The following is a 12,373-nucleotide window of genomic DNA, read 5'->3' as shown; positions in this document are numbered from 1 at the left end:
TTTGTTTTTAAATTATGGTTTTAGAAATATTACAAATAGTATTGGTTATTATTTTAGTAATATTAGTGCTACTACAATCACCAGGTACCAGTTCACTAAGTGGTTTCGGTGGTTCACAGCAAAATTCCATTTTTTCCATTAATTCTTCTGCTAGTATAGTAAGTAAGCTTACAGCTATAGTAGCAGCAGCATTTATGATAAATACATTGTTGTTAGCTGGTTTGCGTGTACGGGATGCAAAAAAGCAATCAATTACAGAAGAAATAAAGCAGGAAAAGTCTGTTATTCCTTTTGAAAGTGAATGACTAATTTTATTTTTGTAACTGGTGGAGTTATATCTTCGTTAGGAAAAGGTCTCGCTGCTGCGAGTATAGGGGCTTTGTTGCAAGCATATGGCTTTAAGGTTTGTCTGAGAAAGTTTGATCCCTATTTAAATATTGATCCAGGTACAATGAATCCAACTCAACATGGTGAGGTATTTGTTACGGATGATGGAACGGAAGCAGATCTAGATTTTGGCCATTATGAACGTTTTACCGGAATAAAAACAACAAAAGACGATAGTATTACCACTGGCAAGATATATTATACCTTATTAAAAAAAGAAAGGCGTGGAGATTACCTTGGTAAAACTGTTCAAGTCATTCCACATGTGATAGACCTAATCAAAGATTTTATTCTTAATAATACAGATGAATTACATTTTGTTATATGTGAGATAGGAGGAACTGTAGGCGATATAGAAATCCAGCCTTTTTTAGAAGCAATACGTCAAATTAGCTATGAGTTAAGCAAACAGAAAGTGATATGTATACACCTGACATTAGTACCTTATATTTCTGCAGCAAAAGAGCTAAAGACTAAGCCCACTCAACATTCAGTGAAGGAATTGAATTCTGCTGGAATACAGCCTGATATAGTATTATGTCGTAGTCAAAAAGTAATTCCAGAAGAACAACGTCAAAAAATAGCAAACTTTTGCAATGTCAGGTTAACAAATGTAATTACTGCTATTGAAGTAAGTAATATATACGAAGTTCCTATAATATATCATAAATATGGATTAGACACGCAAATATTGCGGCATTTTAATATAAAGCCCCCTAAGCCAGAACTCAAAGAATGGTATAAAATTCTAGATTTAATTAAAAATACGGTTCAGGTGGTTACCATTGCAGTTGTAGGAAAATATGTTGATTTTCCAGATGCTTATAAATCATTAATAGAAGCATTGGTTCATGGAGCAATCTATCATAAAGTTAAAATGAGTATTAAGTGGGTAAACTCCAGAAAGTTAAGTGAACATAATATCAAGCGTCTACATAACTATGATGCGGTTTTAGTGCCAGGTGGTTTTGGTAATGATGGAATAGATGGTAAAATTGTAGCTATAAATTTTGCTCGTATAAATAATATACCGTTCCTTGGAATATGCCTTGGCATGCAACTTGCAGTTATTGAATTTGCTCGCAATATTGCTAAGATAGAAGATGCACATTCTACAGAATTCTTTAATTGTAAAAATCCTATCGTCCATCTCTTTGTAAAGCAAGGGAATGAAAAAGAAATAAATGATAACCTCGGAGGCACCATGAGGCTTGGAGCGTATGGTTGCCACCTGAAACCTGATTCTAAGATAATTGATATATACAAAAAAGATACAATTGAAGAAAGACGTAGGCATAGGTATAGTGTCAATCCTGACTATGAAGACATTTTAGAAAAAAATGGTTTAGTGCTTAGTGGTAGATCAATAGATGAAGGTTTACTGGAGGTTATAGAACTAAGCGATCATTCATGGTTCATTGGTGTGCAGTTTCATCCTGAATTTAAGTCTAGGCCATTCCTTCCCCATCCTTTATTTATATCTTTTATTAAGGCTGCTATAGATAGAAAACAATCTAAAAGTTAAATATTATTTAAGTGATGTATTACAATTGAAGTTAAACCTTACCAAATGAACATTACCTATAATGTTAGCACAAGATATTTAAACTTAACTAAAATATCACTTTATGAGAAGGGTGTACTCTTAAATTTATAAACATTTTTTCTAAATCTTCTTTTTTACCTTGAAAAGTAACTTTTTGTAAGCAATCATTGTTATAATATATGACGTTTAGTTCTTCAGTGAAATTAATTGAACTGTCTTTAATTAAGGTTATCTACAATATCCCTTAGATTTAGGTTATCATAACTAGTTAAACTAACTTCATATAAATCTTCATTCTTCGCATGATGAAAATAATTATTGATGGGCAGAGTTGCATAGCCTTCTTCATTATAACTAATACATTGATCTTCAAAATACATAAGTTCCTCTCATTTTAAAGTATATAATATATAAATTATTTACCATACTCTATCAATTACAACCAGCTAAAGCTGGTGGTATGAGTTAAAGCTTTAAAGCAAGTTTTAAAACTCAGAGATTTGTGATGTTTATGATGAATTTCTTGTTCTTCAATATACTTCTGCACATCTGTAGAATTTACATTACCAACGGTAACAGCAAAATATCCTCTAGCCCACAAATGTTGACCCCAGTATCTTTTTCTTAATTGTTCAAACTCTTGGAATAACTTACGTTCCCTTTGATATATTGTTGGATAGTGGGCGGCATAGAAATTAGCATATGTACGTGATCAGGCGTAATATTACCACTTACAATATCTACGTAATTTTCTGATAATCTCTCTACTGCTGTTTCACCTACAAGTATCCTGTACCTATATTTAGTACTACGTGAAATCAAACGTACTATGAGAGCTATGTTTTTAATCCATAGAAAATACTAAAGTAATCCTATACTAAAGTCTTCGCCTTAAGGCGTGGGTCACCCACCTAACTACATAAATGGGAGATATAAAATGTCATGTACTACGCACAGTGGCGCTGTTTACCACGCCGCTATGGAAGGCTGTGTATGAGCGAGGTGGAAAAAGCAAGGGATTTTTGAAAATATGATATCACTAAATATAGTAGGTCAAAAATTGGCAGGAGCCTGTATAGTCAGTCAGGACGGAAAAGGGGTATAAAAAGGGAGAAAAAGACATATAATCACGGATACTCAGGTTGCTATGTAGGAGCTGCAAGTGAAAATGACAGAGCATTGGACAATATGAAAGAAAAGTACAGTGATATTAAGAGAATGTGGACCGATATGAAGGAAAAGATTTAAAGGAAAAGAAAAACATGGAATAGATATTGAGATTGTCAAAAGTGCAGATTTTTGGTGCATAAACACCAGAATTGTTTCCACAACGAGATCCAGGATTTACACAAAAAGATGGGCAGTAGTTTTGCTTGGATTAATAGAAATAGGAGGTTATCAAAAGAGTATGATCTGCTAACTACATAAAGGACTAGATAATTTTTGCATTTTTCAAATATTTTTAAAAAACGCACTAGCTGCTGCATCTCTAAATGCTTCATTAACATCAGGATGAGAGTGACAAATTCGGTAAATATCCTCTGTAGCAGCACCATATGCCATAGCTACTGCTGCTTCATTAATAAGAACATCCGCATGTGCACCGATGATATGTACACCTAATATTTCATCCTTATCTTTTGATGCTAATATTTTAACAAACCCTTCAGTATCTCCCTCTACTCTTGATCTGCCGTTTGCAGCAAAGGTAGATTTTCCGATTTTGTATTGAACATTTTCTTTTTTGAGTTCTTCTTCTGTTTTACCAATAGAAGAGACAGCAGGATGAGTATATATTATTGAAGGAATAATGTCATACTCTACACTTGGAAGCTGGCCTGCTATTATCTCTACAACTGCAATTCCTTCTTCTTCCGCTTTGTGTGCTAGCATAGCCCTACCAATTACATCGCCAATTGCATATATCCCTGAAACGTTTGTTTCATATTTTTCATTTACCTTAATAAACCCATGACTATCTTGTTCTATAATATTTTCAATTCCAAGATTTTGAGTAACTGGCTTGCGACCTACAGCTACCAATACCTTATCTACTTCAATAGTACTTAATGTATTATCAGATGCAGACTCAATTGTTATTTGTAATGCTCCTGCTTCTTTTTTAATTTCCTTAACTTTACTACTTAATTTAAAGTTAATGCCTTGCTTTTTTAAAACTGACAGAAGATGCCTACTTACTTCATTGTCCGTTGAGCCAGCAATTTTATCAAAAAACTCAACTACAGTAACTTTTGAGCCTAATCTGCTCCATACAGATGACATTTCAAGTCCTATGGCTCCCGCACCAATTACTACAAGCCTACCCGGAACAGTAGGAAACGACAGCGCACCTGTTGAAGATACAACATCTTGCTCATCTATCTCTATTCCTGGTAAAGTGGCAACATCTGACCCTGATGCAATGATTATGTGCTTTGCTTTTATGTTTTTTCCTTCAACCGAAACTGACAAATTGCCTTTTTCAAAAGAAGAAATACGACCAACTCCTGTAATTTTAGTGACTTTATAACTACTGAATAAAGAATCTATTCCTTGGCCTAATTCACTAACTTTAGCATTTTTAAAATCCATCATTTTGTTTAAGTCAAAACTTGGATTATCTACTTTTATGCCAAATTTACTAATATTGTTGACTATGTTATAATATTCATGTGAGTAATGTAGCAGCGCTTTTGATGGGATACAGCCACAATTTAAGCATGTTCCACCTAAAACGGGATTGCTGTCAACACAACCAACCTTAAGCCCAAGTCGTGCAGCTGCAATTGCACATTTGTAACCAGCTGGTCCTCCACCAATAACTATGATATCATAACAAATATCATTCATATAGATCCCTCATTATTTTGAATAAACCACCACCATTTGTTGTAACATAAAAAGAAGAGTCAGAAGAAACCAAAGTATGGTAGATCCCTTTTGGTATACTGACAACTTTTTCAATTGTCCCAGCACTTGGATCAATCTCCATAAGCATACCTTGATTTGTTGTAATAAATAACTTATTTTGAGCAAACACAGGTTCATTAAAGTAAGTGCTATTATCCATTTTTGCTAATTCTAAGGTCCAAATTGGCTGACCATTTAGTAAATCTAGCACTACAACCTTATTATCATTTGTAATTATAAACACACTATTTTTAGTAATTTCTGATACAGCTTTAACACTTAATGTTTGTGACCAAATTTCATTCCCGGAATTTAAATTAAGAGCAAATATACCAGATCCATTTGTAACTATTACTTTCCCCCCTTGAATTCTTGGCGTGCTAATAATAGTTGTGAAAGGATGATCTAAAAAACCTGAAGTAGGTAATTTGTAATCCCAAAGCTTTGCTCCATATTCATTGAACGCTACTAAATCGCCACTTGAAAATGGTACAATAATAATGTTATCCTGGACTATCGGAGAAGCAGAATTTAGTTTTACAAACTCTACCTGATTACCTTGGTAACTCCATATTAAATTGCTATCTTTTACACTTATTGCATATAAGTAATTATCTACAGTTAGAGCTACCAGCACATCATTTAATATTGCTACTTTACCTTTAATTGGGGCTTTCAGTTCCTTTTGCCATATTATTTTACCTTTTTTGGGCTCTATTTTATAGACTACATTTTCTATCGTACAAAAAATGTAATTATTTTGATATAAAAGACTTGCCCTAATATATTTCTTTGTTGATAGATTCAATTGCCACTTTAAATCACTTAAATTTTTATTATTCAGTAGATACAAACTACCTTGTGCATCTAGCACAGCTAGATCATCTTTTAATACAACTGGAGCAACAGTTCCTTGCGATGATTTTGTTATAACAGGTGATCTTTTTAATTGAAAAGATTGGTTTTTTATTTGTTCTGCTGAGATATCGCTTTTTGTATTTTTGGCTTCACTATTAGTTGTTGCTAAAGTAAGTAATAACAAAAATAATGTAAGACCTAAAGTTTTCACTCCTACCACTAACTTTAAATATATCTAATTTTCTAACATGTCTGTACCTTTAAGGCAAATTAAAAAATTAGAGGATAAAAAGGTGTAAAAGCAAAGAGATTACTCAATTGATTTATTAACAAATAAGTGATACTCATTGATCCAGGTAATTTCATCCTGAGTTAATAAGTTATAGTTTATTAGTTTTTTATCGTACGGTACGCATGTTAGTTGTCTAAAACCTAAAAATCCTGCTTTTTTTTCTTCTACATACATCAAATTTTCAATGCGTATGCCATATTCTCCCGGCTTATAATATCCTGGTTCGTTAGAAAGTATCATTCCTGGCTGAAGAGGAATATTATTACCTTTTGCAATGGCATGCGGTCCTTCATGCACTGCAAGGTAACTACCAACTCCATGGCCAGTGCTGTGACTATAATCTAAACCTGCCTGCCACAAGTGCATTCGTGCTAATATATCTAGCTCTCCACCAGTTGTGCCTAAAGGAAAGATAGCTCGTGCTATTGCTATATGAGCTTTAAGCACTCTAGTGTAGTTATCTACCTGTTCATTTGAAGGTATACCTATTGCAATTGTTCTTGTTACATCAGTTGTGCCATCTAGGTACTGCCCTCCTGAATCTATAAGATATAGCCCATTTTTCTCTATACGTTTGTTTGTTTTTTCATTTGTCCTATAATGAATTATAGCTCCGTTTCCAGCAAACGCTGAAATTGTAGGAAAGCTTAAAGATTTAAATAAATTCTGTTTTTGCCTAAACTCTAAAAGTTTTTCTTCTGCACTTAGCTCTGTAACACCTTTATCTATGTTTGCCTCAAGCCAGTTTAGAAAGTTTGTAACTGTAGCTCCATCTCTAATATGAGCGTTAATTGCACCTTGTATTTCTGTTTCGTTTTTGATAGCTTTAGGCAGAGCACATAAGTCTTTTGCTTCCATAATATTCTTACCATCAAGCAACTTCATAATTCTCATTGGCACTGTTTCTGGATCAATTATTATTAGATCAATTTTATTTAAAACGTTACTAAGGCAACTGACATTCAACACATGCAAATACTCGCCTAACTCAAATTCAAAAGATGAATCCTCTATAAAAAGATCCACATGACCATCCCCATAAAGAATTGCGTAGCTAAGCACTACGGGGTTATATAAAAAGTTGTCGTTTCTAATATTAAGTAGCCATGATATTGACTCAGAGTTTGTCAGCAACACTGCATCTTGCTTGTTTATTGTTTTTGCTATGTCCAAACATTTCTGCTTGCTGCTTTTTCCAGAATATTGTAATGGGTAATTAATGACTTTTTGTTTTGTTGCAAGAGGGCAATTCCATAGCTCATCTATAGGGTTATCATCTAATGGATTAAGTATACAAATTCCCTCATACTTTCTGATTTGACTTAAAGTAAACAGCGATATTGGGTAAGCTAAGGTGCTATTTTGGTGCAAATTTTCCTTAGCCCACTGCCAAGGAGTTTTTTTGCTAATATCGAATATTTCATATATATTCAAGTCAATTTCACAGCTTGCCTGCAGGATATAACGTCCATCTGTAAAAAAAGGAGACCTGCCTTCTTTTGTTATAATTACAGTACCATTTGTACCAGTAAAACCACAAAGCCATTTAAGTCTCTGTTTACTCTCATGAGGGTAGTCACTTAGGTATTCGTCTTTGTTGTGAAGTAAGAATGCATCTGCCTGTGCTTCCCTCATTAAGTTATTTAATTTTTTAGTCATGGTATATTATCAATCTACCATTTTTTATAGTGAAGTCAAAATGTTTGAGTAAATTCATTCCCAGCAAAGAGGTAGATATAGGATATGTATTTATACTAACTCTCACATCTTTTACTATAAAACTTCCTATTTTTATTTTAGGAATTTCAACTGATCCAGCTAGTACTGTGCCATTTGCTGTTTGATATCTTTTAAAATCTTTAATCTCTTTTAAGTTAACGCCAATTTTCTGTGCATCTTTCAGTGATAACACGGTATCAGTGGCTCCTGTATCCAGCAAGAAAGTGATATTTTTTTGATTAATTTCTGCTTGAATATAAAAATGTCCGTTTGACGATTGTTTAAATTCAAGGCTGCCATCTTTTGCAACATATCCTCTATATGGAAGAAATACAGTAGCAAATTTACTATTTAATATTTCATCATGTAGACCATAAATGGTTGCAATAGATGTAATAATTATCAGCCATGTTACAACATATTTTACATTAAAGTTTTTGCTAAATATTACGATAAAGGCCAAAATTAACAGTAAAAATACGCAGTATAAAAGCATTTAAAACTCTTCATTTTATTTAATATACACTATAAATTAAATTTCTTTTAAAAAGTTTACTGACGGCTTTTTATCTTAAATAGTTCAAACGCAACATATCTTAATAAAGACAGATTTTTATTATCAGATATACTAATATAGTAATAATTAAATGGGGGCAATATATGCTTAAAAATAAGTTTGTGATGCAAAGTGAATGGGAAGACTCAGTAGAAAAACGTTGGCCTGAAGAATATGAACGAAAAGATGGAGTAAAAATAAGTCGTGACCTTATCAATTGGAATGAGAGTGTAAATAAAGAGGTTGAGAATAAACAAAAACAAGAACAGGAGAAGCTTGAACAACAAAAATTAAAAGATTTAAAGCAAAAAGAACTACAAAAAGCGAGTAGTAGTTCAACAAACACAGAACAGTTTCCTACAAAGGAAACTGGCGCAATACCAAAACAAGGAAAGCAGGAGGAAAAAAGGTGCAAGAAAAAATATAAGGAAAATAGGGAACAAAAAGGTAAAGAGCAACAGGAAAGAGATAAGCAACTAATTTTACAGAAATTACAAACTCAGTACAACACAACCAAGGAAATATTGTTCACTTACTTCGAAGAAGAGATGAAACTTTGTGCAACTGGTGTGATTAGTCAAATTGTAGTAGAGAAGATAATGTCTACTTTAGCAAAAAAACGTATAAACAAAGACAAATTTTATACGCATTTAAAACTCAATATTGAAAATTATTGCACTTTCTTTATACACAAAAAACTTTTGGAAAAAGATTGTATCGATGTTAATCGGAAAAAAATTCAGTCTTTTATAGAGTGTGTATGTAATCTTGCTAATGAAGATGTTGAACATTTGCAAAGAAAACTTAGTGAGTATAGAACCATTTTTCCTAAAATCTCAAATCTAAGTGCACTTAATACTCAAAGCATACATGAAATTATAGATCATTTAACCACAGAGTATCAATTTTTAATTGATAAGATGAATAAAAGTTTGAAGCCTTATAGTCAAGTATTAGAGGATGCAAAAAGTGATATATGCAACCATATATTTCTAGAAGATGAATTAAATAGAAAACGTGAAAATAGCAACTTAGAGAAAGCAATCATGTCACAAAAAGACTGCTTGGCTAAAATAAACAGTATACTAGAAGAGTTAACAAAGCAACACCAATCCTCACCAAGCAGCTCAGTGGAAGAAGCTTCTACTAAGCCAAATAGCATTCAAAAAATTAATGACCAGGCCCTCTAGAAAGCAAAGAACTGAAATATTGAAAGGATAAAATATTATTGTACTAAATTATGGTTGCGGGGGTAGGATTTGAACCTACGACCTTCAGGTTATGAGCCTGACGAGCTACCGGGCTGCTCTACCCCGCGTCACTAACTATTAAAATAGTATATTTACAATTTATAGTATCTTAATTTTTAGTGCAATAAAAATATTAAACTTTATAATTTAAGAAATTAATTATTTTAGCTAAATGCTAATTTTTCTAAAAAGAATATTTGTATCAGCTAATATATTAGAACATGTCTTGAAAGGACTTAAGTAGTTAATTTAGCAGGCATAACAGTAATCATATTAAAGAGGATATTAGTTTTTGAAGTAAGGGGAGAATGCTCTTACTCATACGCCTAAAATTGGAGAGCCAAGCAAATCAACAATCCAACGCTTCGGTATAACCTCAAATCCTACAATATCAGCAGCTTTCTTGGCTATTGTGATCCTGTCTTGATTAAGCATCTATTTTTCAGGTTACCCTTGATCAGCAAATGTAATGTGGGTGTTTTCTGTTTTGCTTCTATCAAAAGATCTGAAGCTCCCTCGCGGTCTTGAATGCTTGCACTATCTACTGTAATATGACGTTTCTACCCTTTTGCCAGAATCATATCCTCTAGATCCCCTTTTTGAGTTGTTTTCACTGATTAACTATTCCTACTGAAGGTGTTTTATTTTTGCCAACTTTTACTAATTTCCAATTTGCCATTACCTGAGAAAATAATCATACACCGTTTTCCATGGCGGAAAATCCTTTGGCAGCATTCTCCACTACCTCTCATTATATACCTCATCGCATTAATAATTATTCTGATATTGTGCTTTCTTCTATCGCTCCTTGTGCAACTTGTGGCTCTAAAATTTTCCATTCCTTGTCACTTATATCACCCATCCTATTTTTTGCTTGCCTCATTGTATTCTTTTCTTTTTCAAGACATGTTCTAAAGAATTGTATTTCTAAAGATAATTTGCATAGTTCTATGAAATCTTTCACATAGCTTGTGGTGTTTAGCTCTAGAATGATCGATATTTTCAATTCCCAAATATAGCTCTGGCTTACCGTAATACTCTGTACCTCGATCTGTAAGCACACGTAATAATCGCTGTTTTATCTACGTAAAGCTTGGCAACAAGAATAAGTATCAATTGTTGGTAGATTCGTCCTTGATATTACCTACATAATAGGTATCTTGAGAACCCAAATAACCTGAGTATCAATTTCACCATCTTTGTTCTTTAATTTTTTCTAAAGCTGCAATTCTGTTAAAATTATTCCATCTTTTCGCTTCCAGTGCTTTAAGTCTCTTTTTGAAAGTTTCAACTCAGCCATACAGATCTCAGCGGAAATTATGGTATTTCTTCTTCTAAGCTCATTTTTTCTTGTCCATATGCTGGAAATTCTGTAGCTATATTGCCATTTCTATATCTTCTGATACTCTATTTGCCAACTTTTCTTGCTAATCTCATCCTACCATTTTCATATAACTCTTTGAATCGATAAAATTTGAGTATCCCATATGCTTGAGACACATTTCCTAGTTGTTTTCTAGTAATCCTAGTTTTTGTTTGTATTGTACTCATATCTAACACTCCTTTTTTATATTGTTTTTAACTTACTTATTCTAAGTGTCAGATCAAGTCTTGTTTAATACAGTCTAAGCATTTGTCTTTTTCTTCATGTACGTTATATACATCTTCTTCTTTTATAAAGATAACCACCCTCTCGTTGGAGTAATGCTTACTTCACTGCTCTTTTTACTACTATTCAACTAAAGGCTCTCTCTGGTTTTACGGAAAACTGTGTCTTTTATATACCATCTCTAACCCGAGTTAACTGCATATCGCATGAAGTTACAATATTGCCCGGTTTATTAAACGTAACTTTAACTTTTTTATTATTGCATTTTTTTATTTGCTTTATATCGTTAACACTAACTTTTGTAATAGGGTCATCACTAACAGCACCTTCAAAAATAACCGTAGAAGCTTGGTCAAAAATATCCCAACCAGTTAAATCTTCCTCAGAGCATTTGATGTGTTCTGAGGATTGATTACTACCTAATAATTTACGGACAGACAGATCAGGAATAATTGCATCCATAGAGATAGAAGCAATAAAATCTAACAATTCCTTCTCGCATTTAACTTCTTTAGCATATGCAAAAATGTTGAGCTTATCTTCATCCTGAATTGTAAGATCTAGCTTATTATCAAATTTCGAATTTAAATATTTTTTATCTCTTTCATTAAAAACAACTTTAATAATCCTAAGTAGTTCATCTGAAACACTTTTAGCGTTTTCAATTTCTTCTTTACTCCCACCCATATTTTTAAATGCTATCTCCGCAAGAGCTAACACTATTGCCGTCCTACCCTCATTATCTTGATGGTTAATAATATGCTGTACTTTCTTACAATACAAAAATTCTAGACAATCTACATGCCCGTTGACTATTGCTATCATTAATGCATTCAAACCTGACAGGCGATTTTTAGTCACATACGAAAAATTTTGCTCATTTATATCATCAGTTAATTTTTTAAGTATATCATAAAAAAATTTTAAAATATCACTGTGCCCTAACTTAGCAGCATGCATTACTGCTGTCATATCACTTTTATCTTGAGCATTAAAAGTTGTAATATCGATTTTTTCACATAACAGCTTTACCATTTCTAAATTACCGTCTATTACCGCATGCATCAGCGCAGTTTTGCCTTCTACATCTTTTTTCTTTTGTTCTTCAATGATTACCGAATCTCTTTTTCCTAAAAAGAAGTCTTCCACTACTTTATTATTTTTTATTTTTACTAAATTTATTAGACTCATTAACTAACTCTTTAACTATTAATTTTAATATTATAGTTAAAATTTTAGTATTGTT

General features: G+C 32.7%; 12 protein-coding genes, 1 tRNA gene and 2 pseudogenes. 4 read left to right on the top strand and 11 right to left on the bottom strand.

Annotated elements, in window-relative coordinates; genetic code table 11:
- Window positions 1-14: 14 nt before the first annotated feature.
- Together secG and AACL19_RS05085 are read left to right on the top strand one after the other, a co-directional pair.
- A complete protein-coding gene (secG, locus tag AACL19_RS05090) occupies window positions 15-305 on the top strand; it encodes a preprotein translocase subunit SecG (RefSeq protein ID WP_339045425.1) in 291 nt (96 codons plus the stop codon).
- Entirely contained in the window at window positions 302-1,912 is a 1,611-nt protein-coding gene (locus tag AACL19_RS05085) for a CTP synthase (RefSeq protein ID WP_339045424.1), read from the top strand. The genes secG and AACL19_RS05085 overlap by 4 nt, the downstream gene beginning before the upstream one ends.
- Window positions 1,913-2,151: 239 nt before the next feature.
- Here the strand turns inward: AACL19_RS05085 and AACL19_RS05080 are convergent, their stop codons facing one another.
- From AACL19_RS05080 to AACL19_RS07110, 3 genes are read right to left on the bottom strand one after another with little or no spacing between them, the layout of a single operon-like run.
- The gene (locus AACL19_RS05080) at window positions 2,152-2,313 is read right to left on the bottom strand and encodes a hypothetical protein (protein ID WP_339045423.1); all 162 of its coding nucleotides are present in this window, start codon (window positions 2,311-2,313) and stop codon (window positions 2,152-2,154) included.
- 56 nt (window positions 2,314-2,369) lie between these two features.
- The gene (locus AACL19_RS07115) at window positions 2,370-2,603 is read right to left on the bottom strand and encodes a transposase (protein WP_410519875.1); all 234 of its coding nucleotides are present in this window, start codon (window positions 2,601-2,603) and stop codon (window positions 2,370-2,372) included.
- A complete protein-coding gene (locus AACL19_RS07110; protein WP_410519846.1) occupies window positions 2,558-2,755 on the bottom strand; it encodes a transposase in 198 nt (65 codons plus the stop codon). The genes AACL19_RS07115 and AACL19_RS07110 overlap by 46 nt, the downstream gene beginning before the upstream one ends.
- 152 nt (window positions 2,756-2,907) lie before the next feature.
- Here AACL19_RS07110 and AACL19_RS05075 point away from each other — a divergent pair.
- Window positions 2,908-3,361 (top strand): annotated as a pseudogene (locus AACL19_RS05075) (IS5 family transposase); the annotation flags it as partial.
- Window positions 3,362-3,385: 24 nt separating this feature from the next.
- Here AACL19_RS05075 and lpdA read toward each other — a convergent pair.
- The 4 genes from lpdA to AACL19_RS05055 form a co-directional block, all read right to left on the bottom strand.
- Window positions 3,386-4,783 carry a dihydrolipoyl dehydrogenase gene (lpdA, locus tag AACL19_RS05070; RefSeq protein WP_339045422.1) on the bottom strand — a complete coding sequence of 466 codons (1,398 nt, stop codon included), beginning with the start codon at window positions 4,781-4,783 and terminating at the stop codon, window positions 3,386-3,388.
- Window positions 4,776-5,912, bottom strand: coding sequence for a PQQ-binding-like beta-propeller repeat protein (locus tag AACL19_RS05065; protein WP_339045421.1), 1,137 nt, complete (start codon window positions 5,910-5,912; stop codon window positions 4,776-4,778). The genes lpdA and AACL19_RS05065 overlap by 8 nt, the downstream gene beginning before the upstream one ends.
- Before the next feature lie 99 nt (window positions 5,913-6,011).
- On the bottom strand, window positions 6,012-7,652 hold the full coding sequence (locus AACL19_RS05060; protein WP_339045420.1) for an aminopeptidase P family protein: 1,641 nt from the start codon (window positions 7,650-7,652) through the stop codon (window positions 6,012-6,014).
- A complete protein-coding gene (locus AACL19_RS05055) occupies window positions 7,645-8,175 on the bottom strand; it encodes a TIGR02281 family clan AA aspartic protease (protein ID WP_339045419.1) in 531 nt (176 codons plus the stop codon). Before AACL19_RS05055 ends, AACL19_RS05060 begins: the two co-directional genes overlap by 8 nt.
- Window positions 8,176-8,372: 197 nt before the next feature.
- On the opposite strand from AACL19_RS05055, the gene AACL19_RS05050 reads away from it, so the two are divergent.
- Complete coding sequence (locus AACL19_RS05050) at window positions 8,373-9,458, top strand: hypothetical protein (RefSeq protein ID WP_339045418.1); 1,086 nt, start codon at window positions 8,373-8,375, stop codon at window positions 9,456-9,458.
- Between the two features lie 51 nt (window positions 9,459-9,509).
- Here the strand turns inward: AACL19_RS05050 and AACL19_RS05045 are convergent.
- From AACL19_RS05045 to AACL19_RS05025, 4 genes and pseudogenes are all read right to left on the bottom strand, one after another.
- Window positions 9,510-9,586, bottom strand: a tRNA-Met gene (locus tag AACL19_RS05045).
- Between the two features lie 707 nt (window positions 9,587-10,293).
- Window positions 10,294-10,482, bottom strand: a complete 189-nt coding sequence (locus tag AACL19_RS05040; protein WP_339045417.1) for a hypothetical protein — start codon at window positions 10,480-10,482, stop codon at window positions 10,294-10,296.
- A pseudogene (locus tag AACL19_RS05035) lies at window positions 10,436-11,018 on the bottom strand (IS481 family transposase); the annotation flags it as partial. The pseudogene AACL19_RS05035 and the gene AACL19_RS05040, both read right to left, overlap by 47 nt.
- Window positions 11,019-11,295: 277 nt before the next feature.
- Window positions 11,296-12,318, bottom strand: coding sequence for an ankyrin repeat domain-containing protein (locus AACL19_RS05025; protein ID WP_339045415.1), 1,023 nt, complete (start codon window positions 12,316-12,318; stop codon window positions 11,296-11,298).
- Window positions 12,319-12,373 lie beyond the last annotated feature (55 nt).

This window comes from Candidatus Mesenet endosymbiont of Agriotes lineatus (assembly GCF_964019585.1).
Classification (GTDB): domain Bacteria; phylum Pseudomonadota; class Alphaproteobacteria; order Rickettsiales; family Anaplasmataceae; genus Mesenet.
This window is presented reverse-complemented; position numbering and strand designations above follow the sequence as displayed.